This window comes from uncultured Microbacterium sp. (assembly GCF_900078385.1).
Classification (GTDB): Bacteria; Actinomycetota; Actinomycetes; order Actinomycetales; family Microbacteriaceae; genus Microbacterium.
Genome location: NZ_FLQR01000001.1, coordinates 198,393 through 212,034, shown reverse-complemented (window position 1 = coordinate 212,034; position 13,642 = coordinate 198,393). Strand labels below are relative to the sequence as shown.

General features: G+C 71.3%; 15 protein-coding genes. 5 read left to right on the top strand and 10 right to left on the bottom strand.

The genetic code is table 11. The features are described 5' to 3' along the window. Positions 1-99 precede the first annotated feature (99 nt). The 3 genes from QZL85_RS01055 (at position 100) to QZL85_RS01045 (ending at position 3,342) form a co-directional block, all read left to right on the top strand. Positions 100-1,185, top strand: coding sequence for a sugar ABC transporter substrate-binding protein (locus tag QZL85_RS01055; protein WP_295572546.1), 1,086 nt, complete (start codon positions 100-102; stop codon positions 1,183-1,185). A 97-nt stretch (positions 1,186-1,282) separates the two neighbouring features. After that, entirely contained in the window at positions 1,283-2,071 is a 789-nt protein-coding gene (locus tag QZL85_RS01050) for an ATP-binding cassette domain-containing protein (protein WP_295572543.1), read from the top strand. Further along, the gene (locus QZL85_RS01045) at positions 2,068-3,342 is read left to right on the top strand and encodes a sugar ABC transporter permease (RefSeq protein WP_295572541.1); all 1,275 of its coding nucleotides are present in this window, start codon (positions 2,068-2,070) and stop codon (positions 3,340-3,342) included. Before QZL85_RS01050 ends, QZL85_RS01045 begins: the two co-directional genes overlap by 4 nt. Here QZL85_RS01045 and QZL85_RS01040 read toward each other — a convergent pair. Both QZL85_RS01040 and QZL85_RS01035 read right to left on the bottom strand, forming a co-directional pair. Beyond that, positions 3,339-3,719: a hypothetical protein gene (locus QZL85_RS01040; RefSeq protein WP_295572538.1), complete on the bottom strand. Its 381-nt coding sequence runs from the start codon at positions 3,717-3,719 to the stop codon at positions 3,339-3,341. The two genes, QZL85_RS01045 and QZL85_RS01040, sit on opposite strands and share 4 nt — an antisense overlap. Positions 3,720-3,748: 29 nt before the next feature. Beyond that, positions 3,749-4,435 carry an NAD-dependent deacylase gene (locus QZL85_RS01035; protein ID WP_295572536.1) on the bottom strand — a complete coding sequence of 229 codons (687 nt, stop codon included), beginning with the start codon at positions 4,433-4,435 and terminating at the stop codon, positions 3,749-3,751. Positions 4,436-4,470: 35 nt separating this feature from the next. On the opposite strand from QZL85_RS01035, the gene QZL85_RS01030 reads away from it, so the two are divergent. Together QZL85_RS01030 and QZL85_RS01025 are read left to right on the top strand one after the other, a co-directional pair. Then, positions 4,471-5,769, top strand: coding sequence for a DUF4921 family protein (locus tag QZL85_RS01030; protein ID WP_295572535.1), 1,299 nt, complete (start codon positions 4,471-4,473; stop codon positions 5,767-5,769). Then, on the top strand, positions 5,766-6,884 hold the full coding sequence (locus QZL85_RS01025; protein ID WP_295572532.1) for a class I SAM-dependent methyltransferase: 1,119 nt from the start codon (positions 5,766-5,768) through the stop codon (positions 6,882-6,884). The genes QZL85_RS01030 and QZL85_RS01025 overlap by 4 nt, the downstream gene beginning before the upstream one ends. Before the next feature lie 4 nt (positions 6,885-6,888). Here the strand turns inward: QZL85_RS01025 and QZL85_RS01020 are convergent, their stop codons facing one another. The 8 genes from QZL85_RS01020 to uidB all read right to left on the bottom strand — a co-directional run bounded on the left by QZL85_RS01020 (position 6,889) and on the right by uidB (position 13,641). Then, positions 6,889-7,272, bottom strand: coding sequence for a hypothetical protein (locus tag QZL85_RS01020; protein WP_295572530.1), 384 nt, complete (start codon positions 7,270-7,272; stop codon positions 6,889-6,891). Between the two features lie 112 nt (positions 7,273-7,384). Beyond that, positions 7,385-8,398: a patatin-like phospholipase family protein gene (locus tag QZL85_RS01015; RefSeq protein ID WP_295572527.1), complete on the bottom strand. Its 1,014-nt coding sequence runs from the start codon at positions 8,396-8,398 to the stop codon at positions 7,385-7,387. Between the two features lie 67 nt (positions 8,399-8,465). Further along, positions 8,466-8,933, bottom strand: a complete 468-nt coding sequence (locus QZL85_RS01010; protein WP_295572525.1) for a DUF3817 domain-containing protein — start codon at positions 8,931-8,933, stop codon at positions 8,466-8,468. A 21-nt stretch (positions 8,934-8,954) separates the two neighbouring features. Beyond that, positions 8,955-9,365, bottom strand: coding sequence for a MarR family winged helix-turn-helix transcriptional regulator (locus QZL85_RS01005; RefSeq protein ID WP_295572523.1), 411 nt, complete (start codon positions 9,363-9,365; stop codon positions 8,955-8,957). A 70-nt stretch (positions 9,366-9,435) separates the two neighbouring features. Further along, entirely contained in the window at positions 9,436-10,458 is a 1,023-nt protein-coding gene (locus QZL85_RS01000) for a LacI family DNA-binding transcriptional regulator (RefSeq protein ID WP_295572521.1), read from the bottom strand. Beyond that, a complete protein-coding gene (locus QZL85_RS00995) occupies positions 10,448-10,963 on the bottom strand; it encodes a gluconokinase (RefSeq protein WP_295572517.1) in 516 nt (171 codons plus the stop codon). Before QZL85_RS00995 ends, QZL85_RS01000 begins: the two co-directional genes overlap by 11 nt. A 3-nt stretch (positions 10,964-10,966) precedes the next feature. Continuing rightward, complete coding sequence (gene manD / locus QZL85_RS00990; protein ID WP_295572514.1) at positions 10,967-12,205, bottom strand: D-mannonate dehydratase ManD; 1,239 nt, start codon at positions 12,203-12,205, stop codon at positions 10,967-10,969. After that, positions 12,202-13,641 (bottom strand): glucuronide transporter, encoded by a 1,440-nt coding sequence (gene uidB / locus QZL85_RS00985; RefSeq protein ID WP_295572512.1) that lies wholly within the window; start codon positions 13,639-13,641, stop codon positions 12,202-12,204. The genes manD and uidB overlap by 4 nt, the downstream gene beginning before the upstream one ends. Between the last annotated feature and the right edge of the window lies 1 nt (position 13,642).

The window sequence follows — 13,642 nt, the reverse complement described above, 5'->3', positions numbered from 1 at the left end:
GTTATGTTCAAGTCTTGACGCCAAGACGTGAACGGATGATGATCATCACCAGTGCGATGGTGCACGACCCGAACGCTATTCGACGACGAAAGGCGAATCATGAAGAAGAGCTCCCTGCTCGCCGCAGCCGCACTCAGCAGCGCCGCGGCACTCCTCCTGGCCGGCTGTGCCGGCGGCACCCAGACCCCGACCTCCAGCGAGGAACCCGACGCCGAGGCGCAGCGCGCCTGCGTGATCCTCCCCGACGCGGCCTCCTCGCCGCGCTGGGAGAACTTCGACCGCAAGTACCTGCAGGAGGGCCTGGAGGGCGCCGGCTTCGACGTCGACATCCAGAACGCGCAGGGTGACGCCTCGAAGTACGCCACGCTCGCCGACCAGCAGCTCACGCAGGGCTGCGGCGTCATGCTGCTCGTGGACTACAACGGCGCGGCCAAGGGCGTGGCCACCAAGGCCAAGGGCCAGGGCATCCCGGTCATCGCGTACGACCGTCCGTTCACGGGCGCCGACTACTACGTGTCCTTCGACAACGTCGAGGTCGGTCGCATGGAGGGCCAGACGGTGCTCGACGGCCTCGAGGCCGCCGGAAAGGACCCGAGCACGGCGCAGGTGTTCTACATGGGCGGCGACCCCACCGACGGCAACGCGGCGATGTTCCGCTCCGGTGCCGTCGAGGTCATGGAGGCCGCCGGCGTCAAGGCCGTCGCAGAGCCCAAGGGCGTCTGGGACGGTGGCGTGAGCCAGACGAACTTCGAGCAGGCGCTCACGGCCAACGACGGAAAGGTCGACGGCGTCTGGGCGGCGAACGACACGAACGCCGACGGCGTCATCAAGGTCCTGCAGGACAAGGGGCTGACGGGTGTCGCGGTGTCGGGTCAGGACGCCAACCTCGAGGGGCTTCGCAACATCCTCGCCGGCTGGCAGACCGCGACGGTCTACAAGCCCGTCAAGCTCGAAGCCGACAAGGCCGTCGAGGTCGCCGTCGCCCTGCTCAACGGCGAGACGCCGACCGCAGACCAGGAGCTCGAGGACGGCACGCCGTACATCGCCGTGACGCCGCAGCTGGTCGGTCCCGAGCAGGTCAAGGATGTCGTCGCCGCAGGCGATGCATCCGCGTCGGAGATCTGCTCCGGCGAGATCGACGGGGTCAGCATGGCCGACAAGTGCGCGGAGTTCGGGGTCGAGTAAACCCCCACCCGGCGCAGGGGCGTCGCGTCCTCACAGACGCGGCGCCCCTCGCGCGCACCGGTGCACAGGGCACACCATCCAGCGCAAGGAAGCGAACATGACTCAACCGATCATCGAACTGCGGGGCGTGAAGAAGGCCTTCGGGCCTGTCAGCGTCCTCCGCGGCGTCGGCCTCGAAGTCCACCCCGGCAAGGTCACCGCGCTCGTCGGCGACAACGGTGCCGGCAAGTCGACCCTCATCAAGGGGCTCGCGGGCGTCCAGCCGTATGACGAGGGCGAGGTGCTCTTCGACGGCGAGCCCGCCGTCCTGCACACCCCGCGTGACGCGGCCCACCTCGGCATCGAGGTGGTCTACCAGGACCTCGCGCTGTGCGACAACCTCGACATCGTCCAGAACATGTTCCTCGGGCGGGAGGAGACCTCGGCGGGCACCTTCGACGAGGGCCGCATGGAGCGGGACGCCTCCGACACGCTCCGCTCGCTGTCCGTCCGGACCGTCAAGTCGGTGCGCCAGAAGGTCTCGAGCCTCTCCGGGGGGCAGCGGCAGACCGTCGCGATCGCCCGCGCCGTCCTGAAGAAGGCGCGGGTCGTGATCCTCGACGAGCCGACCGCGGCGCTGGGGGTCGCCCAGACCGAGCAGGTGCTCAATCTCGTCTCCCGGCTATCCGAACAGGGCGTCGCGGTCGTCCTGATCAGCCACAACCTCGCGGATGTGTTCGCCGTCGCCGACGACATCGCCGTCCTCTACCTCGGCCAGATGGTCGCCCAGGTCCCCACCGCGGAGACCAACCGCGATGAGATCGTCGGCTACATCACCGGCACCAAGACCCCGCCCGGCGTCGAACTCGTCGGCACCAACACCATCCCCACCGGAGGCGACCTGTGAGCGCGGACAGCAGCACCCGGACGGCCGCGGGACCCGACCCGCTCGCCGGCGACGCCATCGGCAGCGGCGTCGAGGGCGGGCTCGGCGATCAGGTCGGCGCGTGGCTCCAGCGCGTGCGCGGCGGCGAGATGGGGGCGCTCCCCGCGATCGCCGGACTCATCGTGCTCGTCATCCTGTTCGGCATCCTCAACCGGTTCTTCCTCACGCCGATCAACTTCGCGAACCTCATGAACCAGGCCGCGCCGCTCGTCGTCCTCGGCATGGCGCTCGTGTTCGTGCTGCTCCTCGGGGAGATCGACCTCTCCGCGGGCGTCACGGGCGGCGTCGCGATGGCGACGTTCGTCGTCCTGAACGTCAAGCAGGGGTTCCCCTGGCCGATCGCGCTGCTGATCGGGTTCGGGGTGGGCCTGGCGACCGGCGCCCTCATCGGGTTCCTCGTGGCCCGGGTCGGCATCCCTTCGTTCGTCGTCACGCTGGGGTTGTTCCTCGGCTATCAGGGCCTCGCGCTGCTCATCATCGGTGCGGGCGGGCTCTACCCGATCAACGCGCCCGAGCTCATCGCGCTGCAGAACGGCCGCATGCCGGTGTGGGCCGGCTGGGTCATGCTCGCCGTCATCCTCGCGATCTCCGGCGGCATGTCCTTCTGGGATCGTCGGCGCCGGACGCGCGCGGGCGTGCCCAACCGGGCGATCTCGCTCGTCTGGATCAAGCTCGCCGCGATCGCGATCCTCGGCGGCATCGCCGTCGCGATCCTGAACCTGAACCGCTCGCAGTCGGTCATCCCGATCGAGGGGGTCCCCATCATCGTCCCGATCGTCCTGGCGATCCTGTGGATCGGCACCTTCGTGCTGGACCGGACGACCTTCGGCCGCTACGTGTACGCGATCGGCGGCAACGCGGAGGCCGCTCGGCGCGCGGGCATCAAGGTGCGCTGGGTGAAGTGGGGCTGCTTCGTGATCTGCTCCGGCCTGGCCGTCGTCGCCGGGCTGTTCGCGCAGACCCGCTTGGGCTCGGTGGACGGCGCGGCGGGACGCGACATCGTCCTCTCCGGCGTCGCGGCGGCCGTCGTCGGCGGCGTCAGCCTCTTCGGCGGACGCGGCCGGCTGGTGCACGCGGCGATCGGCGCGCTCATGATCGCGACGATCATCAACGGCCTGGCGCTGCTGCGCCTGGACGCGGGCGTGTACCTGATCGTCACGGGCGGCGTCCTGATCCTCGCGGCGACCGTGGATGCCGTGTCGCGACTGCGCGGTGGGAACATCCGCGTCTAGCGGCGGGTGCTCCACAGGGCCCAGGCCACGAGGACCGGCTGGAAGGCGAGCCGGGCGAAGCGCGCCCGGTCGTCGTCCAGGCCGAAGCCCTTCCGCTTTCCGACGGCCTGCGCGACGTTGCCCGGGAAGATCGCCACGAAGAACGCCGCGAGGATCGCGCCGACGCGGCGGCGCTCCTTCGGCAGCGCGATGAGCGCGGCGCCCAGCATGATCTCGACGGCGCCGGATGCGACGACGACGGCGTCCTTGTCGATCGGCAGGAGGTCGGTCACGAGATCCGGGACCTGCGCCTGGAACTCCCGGCGCGCCCAGAACAGGTGGCTGACCCCGGCGAACATCATGGCGGCGGCGAGGATCCAGCGAGCGGTCGTCTTCATCCTCCGAGTATGCGTCACCGCCCGGCCGGTCAGGCGAGGAGGCCCTCGACCCAGCGCGGGACGACGACGCTCGCGGGACCCGCGCGCACCTCGTCGAACGCGACGTCCGCGAGCGTGGGCGCGAGGTTGAGTTCCACCGTATGTGCGCCGAACGCACCGGCGAGGGCCGCGTAGCCCGCGGCCGGGTAGACGGCGCCGGAGGTCCCGATCGCGACGAACACGTCGCACGCGACGACGGCGCCCTCGATGCGGTCGAGCTCGTAGGGAAGCTCGCCGAACCAGACGACATCCGGCCGCAGCTCCCGGTGCCCGCAGGCCGGGCACGACGGACGCTGCACGAGGTCGCCCTCCCAGGTGGGCCGCGCCCCGCACGCACCGCACAGCGCACGCCGCAGCTCGCCGTGCATGTGCACGAGGTTCATCGACCCGGCGCGCTCGTGCAGGTCGTCGACGTTCTGCGTCACGACGAGGAGGTCCTCGCCGAGCGCCCCCTCGAGCCGTGCGAGGGCGCGGTGCGCGGCGTTGGGCTCCACGGCGTGCAGGGCACGACGGCGTTCGTCGTAGAAGCGCTGCACGCGGTCCGGGTCGCGCGCGAACCCCTCGGGCGTCGCGACGTCGTCGACGCGATGCCCCTCCCAGAGGCCGTCCGCATCGCGGAACGTGGGCACGCCGCTCTCCGCGGAGATGCCCGCCCCGGTGAGCACGACGATGCGCATGCCGCCCATTCTGCCGGGCTGAGTAGGCTGGCCACGTGAGCGAAGCGCGGGCGATCGTGCGGATGCCGGACGGCACCGTCAAGCAGGTCGGACCCCTGACGGGGACCCGGGTGTGGACGGTCCCCGGTCGCGCCGGACGGCCGATCGACGTGCCGCCCGCGGAGTCCCGCCACCTCGAACCCGGCGAAGGTGACCGGCTGTGCGCGTTCTGCGCCGGTCGGCAGCTGGAGACGACCCCGGAGAAGGCGCGCCTGGTCGGCCCCGACTTCACCGAGCTCCGCCGCGTCCCCGCCTCGGAGCTCTCCGACACGGTCGCCGAGTTCCGCCGCTTCGGCAACCTGTTCGAAATCGTGTCGGCCGAGTACTGGCGCGAGAACCACGGGTTCCGCCAGCCCGCCGCCGTGTTCGAGTGGGCGCGGGCGTACCTCTCGGACCGCGTGGGACGCGCACACATCGAGCGGCTCGCCGCGATCCGCGCGCACGCCTCCGGCGAGGAGATCTCGATCGAGGAGGCGGCGCTCGACCTCCTCGGCGGCTCGCACGACGTCATCGTCGCGCGGCGCCATGTCCTCGACGGCGCCGAGACCGACGACCAGCTCGTGTCCTCGGGCGCGCTGACCCCCGACGAGCACGCCGCCTACATGGCGTTCACGGTGCGCTCGCTCACCGAGATCCAGGCCGCCCAGCCGCACGCCGCGTACGTCGCCGTGTTCCAGAACTGGCTCCGTCCGGCCGGCGCGTCGTTCGAGCACCTGCACAAGCAGCTCGTCGCGATCGACGAGTCCGGTCCGCAGGTCGATCGCGAGCTGCGGATGCTGGCATCGGACCGGCACCTCTACCAGCATCAGATCGCCGACCTCGCCGTGGCGGAGCGGCTCGTCGTCGCCGCCACCGACGGCGCCGTCGCGTTCGCGGGCATCGGGCACCGCTACCCCGCGTTCGAGGTGTTCTCCACGAGCGCCGCGAACCTCCCGCAGGAGCATTCGGATGCCGGCATCCGCGCCGTATCCGACCTCGTGCACGCCCTGCACGCCGCGACGGGCGTCCACGTCCCCACGAACGAGGAGTGGCACTACCGCCCGCCGCAGGCGCCGTGGCCCATGCCGTGGCGGATCGTCCTCAAGTGGCGGATCTCCACCCCGGCCGGGTTCGAGGGCGGTACGAAGATCTACGTCAACACGATCGACCCGTGGGAGCTGCGCCGCCGTGCCGTCGCCTCCCTCGAGGCGCTGCGGGCCGAGGGCCGCCTCGCGGACGGCATCCGGATCGGCGACGAGTGCGGCGCCGACGATGCGCGGCTGCGGTACGCCGACGACGCGGACGACGGCGCATGAGCCTTCCCTTCGAGCAGCTGCGACGCTGGCCCGATGTGGAGGCGCCCGAGCTGACCGCCGTCGACGCCGCGGACCGGCTGATCCTCGATGAGTCGGCGGCGGCCCGGAGCGATCTCGGACCCGACGGGCTCGTCGTGATCGGAGACACGTACGGGGCGCTCGCGCTGGGCGCCGTCGCCGACGGGTCCGAGCGCGTCCGCGTGCACCAGGACGACCTGCTCGGCGAGCGCGCCCTGGCCGCCAACGCCGAGCGCCTGGGGCTCTCCGGCCGGACCACCTCGCTCGCCCTGAGCGCCGACCTCGTGCGCGGCGCCCGCGTCGTGCTGCTGCGCCTCCCCCGGTCGCTCGACGCCCTGCGCGACATCGCCGGCCTCATCGCCGCCCACGCCGAGCCGGGCGTCCGCGTCTTCGCCGGTGGACGCATCAAGCACATGACGCTCACCATGAACGACGTGCTCGGCGCGCACTTCGCCCGCGTCGACGTCACGCACGCGCGGCAGAAATCCCGCGTCCTCATCGCGTCCGGTCCCGGCGACGGCGCCGATCCCGTCGCCTCCGCCGCGCAGGAGGGCGATCTCGCCCTCCGCGCCTACGGCGGCGTGTTCGCGGGGGCCGGCCTCGACATCGGCACGCGGCTCCTCCTCGCACACCTCCCCGACGATCTCGACGGCGGCTCGGCCGACGACCCGCTCATCGACCTCGCGTGCGGCAGCGGCGCCGTCGCGGCGCACCTCGCCCTCCGGCATCCGACGGCCTTCGTCTACGCCAGCGATCAGTCGGCGGCCGCCGTCCGGTCGGCCCGCGAGACGGCGATCGCGAGCGAGGTGGCCGACCGGATCACGGTCGTCCGCGACGACGCCCTTTCCCGCCGTCCGGACGGGACGGCGTCCTTCATCGCGCTGAACCCGCCGTTCCACAGCGGATCCGCCGTCACCGACCGGCTCGCACCGCGGCTCTTCGCCGACGCCGCCCGTGTGCTGCGCCCCGGCGGCCGGCTGTGGTGCGTGTGGAACTCCCCGCTGCACTACCGCCCGGTGCTGGAGCGCATCGTCGGGCCGACGCGTCAGATCGCCCGCGACCCGAAGTTCACCGTGACGGTGTCGACGCGGCGCTGACGCGTCACGCCCGCCCGGCCCAGACCGCCCAGGCCACGAGCACGGGCTGCAGGAAGAGCCGCGCGAGGCGCCGAGCGTCGGTGTCGAGACCGGGCGCCGATGCCCCCGTCCGCCACTGGTGCACGTTGCCCGGGAACACCGCGACGAAGAACGCGGCGATCACGAGGCCGATGCGCGTGCGCTCGTGCGGCAGCAGCGCGAGCGCGAGTCCGAGCATGATCTCCACGACCCCGGAGACGACGACGATCGTGTCCTTGTCCGTGCGGAAGACCTCGGTCGCCCAGCCCGGCACGGCGATGCGGAAGCCGCGGCGCAGCGTCGTCAGGTGCCCGGCACCAGCCGCGACGAGCAGGGCGGCCAGAAGCCAGCGGGCGATGGTACGGGTCATCCTCCCACGCTAGTCGGCGTGCGGCACCGGCGGCCCGGCGCAACGGCGGAGATCGTGACGGGATGCCGTGGATCACGGCATCCGGACCCCCGTCTGCCTACGAAACCCGCCGTCAGGCTTCGACGTCCCCGACGCCGGTGAGCATGCCGGCCCGGTCGAAGGTCTCGGCAGCCAGCCGGCGGCCGAGTTCGATCTGCTCGTCCGCGAGGTGGAAGTCCATCGTGCCGAGGGAGTCGTTCGGGACGACCACGAGCGCATCCGTCGGGAAAGAGGCCAACTGGTAACGCTGCACGATCGACCGCAGCACATCCAGGGACTGCGTGGCAACGTCCGACGCGCGCAACCCGGTCGGCAGTTCCTCGAACAGCTCGGCCACCGAGGTGCCCGAACCCTCGGTGCGCTCCTGCGGGGGTCGTGCGGCCATGCGCGCGGCGATGGAACGCATAGGCTCCGCCTCCATCAGCTTGCCCATCCTCGTCCGGAGCCGGTCCGACCAGACCGCGGCGTCCTCCTCCTCGTCGGAGGAGGTGTGCACCGGCAGGCCCTTGCCGCGCTGGGTGACGGTCCCGTGCCCGTCGAGGGTGACGGCCACCGTCAGGTCGGCGGCCGAGGAGGCGAGCACGCTCACCGGCACCTGGTTGGCGACACCGCCGTCCACGAGCAGGCGACCGTTGAGCGCGATGGGAGGAAACACGCCGGGGATGGCGATCGACGCGCGGATCGCCGTGTCGATCGGGCCGGAGTCGAACCACACCTCGCGGCGGGCCCACAGGTCGGTCGCGACGGCGGTGAAGGCGATCGGCAGCTCTTCGATCCGCTGCACCCCGATGATCTCGTTGACCCGCGCGAGGACCCGCCCCAGCTTGACCGCGCTCGACCCGGAGAAGTTGGGGTCGAGCAGCTTGACCACGTCGCTGCGCCGGCGCAGGCCACGCACCCATTCGCTGTACTCCGGCAGGCGGCCGGAGGCGAACAGCGCGCCGATGACCGCGCCCATGGATGTGCCTGCCACCTGGACGACGTCATAGTCCCGGGCCGCCAGCTCGTCCAGGACGCCGATGTGCGCATAGCCCCGCGCTCCGCCGCCGCCGAGGGCGATCGCCACCTTCCTGCGTTCCGTACTCACGAACCTCATCGTAGAGAACGCTCGCCGCCCGGACCGGGCGTCCGGCGCGAGCGCGGGCGCGCGCTCGTCAGTCGCTGCGCGGAACCGGGGGTCCGATCAGGACGAGCACGATGTAGAGCGCCGCGACGAGGCCGACGAGGAGGACGGCGAGCACCCAGGGACGGCGGAGGAACCAGCGCATGGCGCGGTCGTACCAGCGCCGGTCGTCCGGATCGGCCGTCTCCTCGATCCGCCACGCACCCTCGAGCAGCCCGCGGCGATGCAGCCACCGTTCGACCGGGACCGTCGCATACGGGATGACGGCGGACGCGACGGCGAGGACCGCCGGCCCCAGGCGCCACCGGTTGTTCAGCGCTACGAGGATCGCGGTGGCGCCGTACGAGAGGAAGACGAACCCGTGGATGCTGCCGCCGATCGTGACGGCGACCGCCCACCCGAGGGTGGCGCGCAGGATCAGGGCGGCGATGAGGATCGTCCACGACACCATCTCGGCGATGGCGAGGACACGGAAGAGCCGAGCGGGGGTGGAGAACACCCCTTCAGACTAGCTGAAGGATCAGATGATCCCGGCCCGGATGCCGTCGAGCGACGTCGCGACGCCGGGGAGGTTCGCGGCGAGCGCGCCGTCGAGGGCCGCGAGGCGGTCGCGCGCTTCCCGCAGGACCCGCGCGCCCTTCTCCGTGACGGTGAGGTCGGATGCCGCGCCGGCGTGCGCCATGGCGTCGGCGACGAGCCCCTCGTCCACGAGCGTGCGCACCGCGGTATGGGCGGATTGGACGGTGATGTGCGAGCGGCGGGCGAGTTCGGAGAACGAGATGCCCGGGTCGGCCCCGATGTGGCCCAGCAGCCCGAACTTGCGGGTCGAGATGCCGAGGTCGCGGAGAGCGGACGCGAGCTGGTCCTCCCACATCGCCGACACCGCGATCAGGGCGATCACGGGGCTGAAACGGGGACTCTCGTCGGTCATGCCCTTATGGTAACGATGCGGCAGGGCTCGTGGAGGGTGCGTCGCGGCGTGACAAACGTCCGCGTCGGATTCAGGTGGTCGGCGCCGGCCCCGTCGAGGCCCGGACGACGAGAGTGGTGTCGAGGAGCTGCGCGGGATCGTCCGGCTGCGCACCGTCGACGAGGGCGATGAGCGAGGTCGCCGCGCGACGGCCCGCGGACTCCAGCTGGCTTCGCACCGTCGTGAGGGCCGGGACGATCAGCTCGCTCCCGAAGATGTCGTCGAAGCCGGACACGCTCACCTGCCGCGGGACCTCGATCCCGTCCTCGGCGAACTGCTGCATCACGCCGATCGCGATCAGATCGTTGAACGCGACGACGGCGGTGGCGCGCGAGGCTCGCACACGGCGGACCGCGGCGCGCCCGCCGTCGATCGTCGGTGCGTTGGGCCCGATCTCGACCGTGGCGATGTCGCGCTGCTCCGCGTGCGCGAGCAGCGCCTCCCAGCGCCGGTCGCTGATCCACGACGCGGTGGGGCCGGAGAGGTAGGCGATCGAGCGGTGCCCGAGCCCCGCGAGGTGGTCGATGAGCGCCGCGACGCCCTTCTCGACGTCGGGGAGGATCGCGGGGACGTCGCTGACCGCCCGGTTGATAAGAACCACGGGCTTCTCGGCGGCGAGGTCGCGGATGCCGGCCTCGCCGAGGCGCGTGGTGGCCAGGATGATGCCGTCGACGCTCGGCATCAGCCGCCGGACGGCTTCGCTCTCCGCCTCGCCCGACTCCTGCGACTCGGCGATCACCAGGGTGTAGCCCCGCTCGCTGGCGGCGTGCTCGGCGCCGCGGACGATGCCGAAGATGACCGGGTTGGTGATGTCGGCGACGACGAGGGCGAGGGTCAGGGTGCGCCCCGTGTAGAGCCCCCGCGCGAGGGGGTTCACCCGGAAGCGGAGTTCGTCGGCGGCGGCGCGGATCTTCGCCTCGGTCGTGGCGCTGATGCGACCCGGCTTGCTGAGGGCCCGCGAGACGGTCGACGGACTGACGCCGGCGAGTTCGGCGACGTCGTAGATCGTCGGCGCCGAGCCCCGGCGCGCCTTCGAACCGGTCTCATCGCTCATGTGTCTCCATCCACGCCACCACGGAGTCGACGATATCGGTGACGGTCGCGTCCACGCCGACGACGAGGCCCACCTCGTCGTCCCCGAGCGCCTCGAGGGTCGCCAGCTGCGAGGCGATGAGGGAGGGCGGCATGAAGTGGCCCGCGCGCGCCTGCGAGCGGGCGACGAGGACGTGCTCCTCCCCCGCGAGGTGGATGAACTGCGCGGTCGGCGCCGCGTCCCGGAGCCGGTCGCGGTATCCGCGCCGGAGGGCCGAGCAGGCGACGATGACGCCGTCATCCGCACCACCGGCGAGCACACCCCCGACGCGGTCGAGCCACGGCCAGCGGTCCGCGTCGGTGAGCGGGGTCCCCGCGGCCATCTTCGCGATGTTCGCCGGCGGGTGCAGCGCGTCGGCGTCCGCCCACGGCACGCCGAGCCGGTCGGCCAGGGCGGCCGCCACGCTGGACTTGCCCACCGCGGAGACGCCCATCACGACCAGCCGCGGCGCTTCAGTGTCGGACATGGCTCACCAGTCGTGGACGGTGCCGTCGAGGAGGCGGTTGTACGGCAGGTAGGCCTGCTCGTACGGGTACCTGCCCGCCTCGTCGACGTCGAGCTCGACACCGAGGCCGGGCTTGTCGCCGGGGTGCAGGTAGCCGTCCTGCCAGGTGAAGGACTGCTCGAAGACCTGGTTGGTCCGCTCCCCGTGCTGCATGTACTCCTGGATGCCGAAATTGTGGATGGCGAGCCCCAGGTGCATCGCGGCGGCCATGCCGACCGGTGAGATGTCGGTGGGCCCGTGCATGCCGGACTTGATCTGGTAGAGCGCGGCGTAGTCCAGCGTCTTCTTCAGGGGCGAGATGCCGCCCATGTGGGTGACGGCGCCGCGCACGTAGTCGATGAGCTGATCGCGGATGATGTCTTTGAAGTCCCAGACCGTGTTGAAGATCTCCCCGATCGCGAGCGGCGTGGTGGTGTGCTGGCGGACGAGCCGCAGCGCCTCCTGGTTCTCCGCGGGGGTGCAGTCCTCCAGCCAGAACAGGTCGTACGGCTCGAGCGACTTGCCGAGCTTCGCCGCCTGGATCGGCGTCATCCGGTGGTGGCCGTCGTGGAGCAGCGGGATGTCGGGCCCGAACTCGTTGCGGACGGCTTCGAAGACTCCCGGCAGGTGGGTGAGGTAGGCGCGGGTGTCCCAATCCTCCTCGACGGGCTTGGCGCCGCGGCGGGCGGGCTCGTGGTCGTAGCGGACGGTCGCGTCGCCCACGTCGGCGCCCTGGGCGGCGATGCCGTAGATCGCCTTGAGGGTGGGGACGCCGGTCTGCACCCGGATGGCCTTATAGCCCTTCTCCTGGTGCGCGCGGATGGAGTCGAACAGCTCCGGCAGCTCCTTGCCCGACGCGTGCCCGTAGGCCATGAGGCCGTTGCGGCTGGCGCCGCCGAGCAGCTGGTAGACCGGCATCCCGGCCGCCTTGCCCTTGATGTCCCAGAGCGCCATGTCGACCGCGGCGATGGCGGCCATGGTCACCGGCCCCCGCCGCCAGTACGCGCCGCGGTAGAGGAACTGCCAGGTGTCCTCGATGCGGGTCGCGTCGCTGCCGATGAGCAGCGGCACGACGTGCTCGCGGAGGTAGGCGACGACCGCCATCTCGCGGCCGTTGAGCGTCGCGTCGCCGATCCCGGTGAGACCGTCGTCGGTGGTGAGCTTGAGGGTCACGAAGTTCCGGTCGGGGCTCGTGACGATGACTTCAGCTTTGTCGATTCTCATCGGATGTCCTTTCGGTCGGCGGCGCGGAAGGCGGCGCTGCTCAGTGTCGGGTCGATGGGCTCGTCCTCGCCGCGCGCTTCGCGACGGCGGGCGATGTCGGCGACGATCTCGCGGTGGCGGGCGTCGGTGAGGGGGTAGAAGAAGATGATGACGACCGCGATGAGGGCGGCGACCGCGGGCAGCAGGCCCGCGGCGGCGCGGATGCCCCACTCCGCGGACTCGGACTGCACTTCTGCACCCGCGACGTAGCCGCCGATGGCGAGGGCGTAGGCGGCGAGTGCGCCTCCGACGGCCTGCCCGGTCTTGCGGGTGAAGGAGAACAGGGCGTAGATGATCCCCTCGGCCCGCACCCCCGTCTTCCACTCGCCGTACTCGACGGTGTCCGCCTCGAGCGCCCACACGAGCATGTTGACCAGCGCGACGCCGACCTGGCAGAGGACCAGACCGCTGAAGGCGAGCCAGATCATCGACGGCGGGGAGAGGAAGACGATGAGGCCGCCCGCGATCATGACGCTGCTGCCGGTCGCGTACCCGGCGCGCTTGCCGAAACGCCGCACGAGCGCGGGCACGACGGCGGCGAGCGCGAAGGTCAGCACGATCTGCACGATCGACAGCGCCGCGTACAGGGGCAGCGCGTGGAGCACGTCGCGCAGGTAGTACAGCTGGACGGTGCTGAGCGCGAGCATCCCGGTGAGGAAGACGAACGAGCTGAGGCACAGCATGAGGAGCGGCTTGTTGCTCTTGAGGATCGCGAAGCTCTGCCGCACCGACACCTTCGGCACGTCGCGGACGACGGTCTCCTTCGCCGTGAAGAACGTCCACATGTAGAGGACGAAGCCGACGACCACGAACCCGAGCGTCATGGCGGTGAAGAGCGACTGCAGGTCGCGGTCGGGCGTGATGAGCGGGGCGACGAAGATGCCGAGCGTCGCGCCGACGAGGATCGCGCCGACCGTGCGGGCGCTGGCGAGCTTGGCGCGCTCGCCCGCATTCCGGGTCATCGCGCCGGCCAGCGAGCCGTACGGGATGTTGACGAGGCTGTACGCGAGGCCGAGCGCCGCGTAGGTGAGGTAGGCGTACAGCAGCATCCCGCTCTCACCGATCTGCGGGACGGAGAACGTCGCGACGCTCAGCAGGAGGAGCGGGAGGGACCCGAACAGGATGAAGGGACGGAACTTGCCGAGCCGCTTGTTGAACGTGCGGTCGACGATGCGCCCCGCGAAGATGTCGGCGAACGCGTCGAAGACGCGGACGACGAGCAGGAGCGTGCCGGCGGCGGCGGCGCTGATGCCGGCGACATCCGTGTAGTAGACGAGGAGGAACATCGTCGCCGTCGTGAACGCGAGGTTGTTGGCGGCGTCGCCGGCGCCGTAGCCGACGACGGTGCGCAGCTTCAGTCGTCCGGTCGAGTCGGTGAGCGGGATGGCGGTGGTCATG

Excerpts from the sequence above, each read along its gene's own strand:
- uidB (WP_295572512.1), bottom strand. The coding sequence starts at position 13,641 with ATGACCACCGCCATCCCGCTCACCGACTCGACCGGACGACTGAAGCTG.
- QZL85_RS00995 (WP_295572517.1), bottom strand. The coding sequence starts at position 10,963 with ATGTCCGACACTGAAGCGCCGCGGCTGGTCGTGATGGGCGTCTCCGCG.
- QZL85_RS01040 (WP_295572538.1), bottom strand. The coding sequence starts at position 3,719 with ATGAAGACGACCGCTCGCTGGATCCTCGCCGCCGCCATGATGTTCGCC.
- QZL85_RS01050 (WP_295572543.1), top strand. The coding sequence starts at position 1,283 with ATGACTCAACCGATCATCGAACTGCGGGGCGTGAAGAAGGCCTTCGGG.
- QZL85_RS01000 (WP_295572521.1), bottom strand. The coding sequence starts at position 10,458 with ATGAGCGATGAGACCGGTTCGAAGGCGCGCCGGGGCTCGGCGCCGACG.
- manD (WP_295572514.1), bottom strand. The coding sequence starts at position 12,205 with ATGAGAATCGACAAAGCTGAAGTCATCGTCACGAGCCCCGACCGGAAC.
- QZL85_RS01055 (WP_295572546.1), top strand. The coding sequence starts at position 100 with ATGAAGAAGAGCTCCCTGCTCGCCGCAGCCGCACTCAGCAGCGCCGCG.
- QZL85_RS01025 (WP_295572532.1), top strand. The coding sequence starts at position 5,766 with ATGAGCCTTCCCTTCGAGCAGCTGCGACGCTGGCCCGATGTGGAGGCG.
- QZL85_RS01020 (WP_295572530.1), bottom strand. The coding sequence starts at position 7,272 with ATGACCCGTACCATCGCCCGCTGGCTTCTGGCCGCCCTGCTCGTCGCG.
- QZL85_RS01035 (WP_295572536.1), bottom strand. The coding sequence starts at position 4,435 with ATGCGCATCGTCGTGCTCACCGGGGCGGGCATCTCCGCGGAGAGCGGC.
- QZL85_RS01005 (WP_295572523.1), bottom strand. The coding sequence starts at position 9,365 with ATGACCGACGAGAGTCCCCGTTTCAGCCCCGTGATCGCCCTGATCGCG.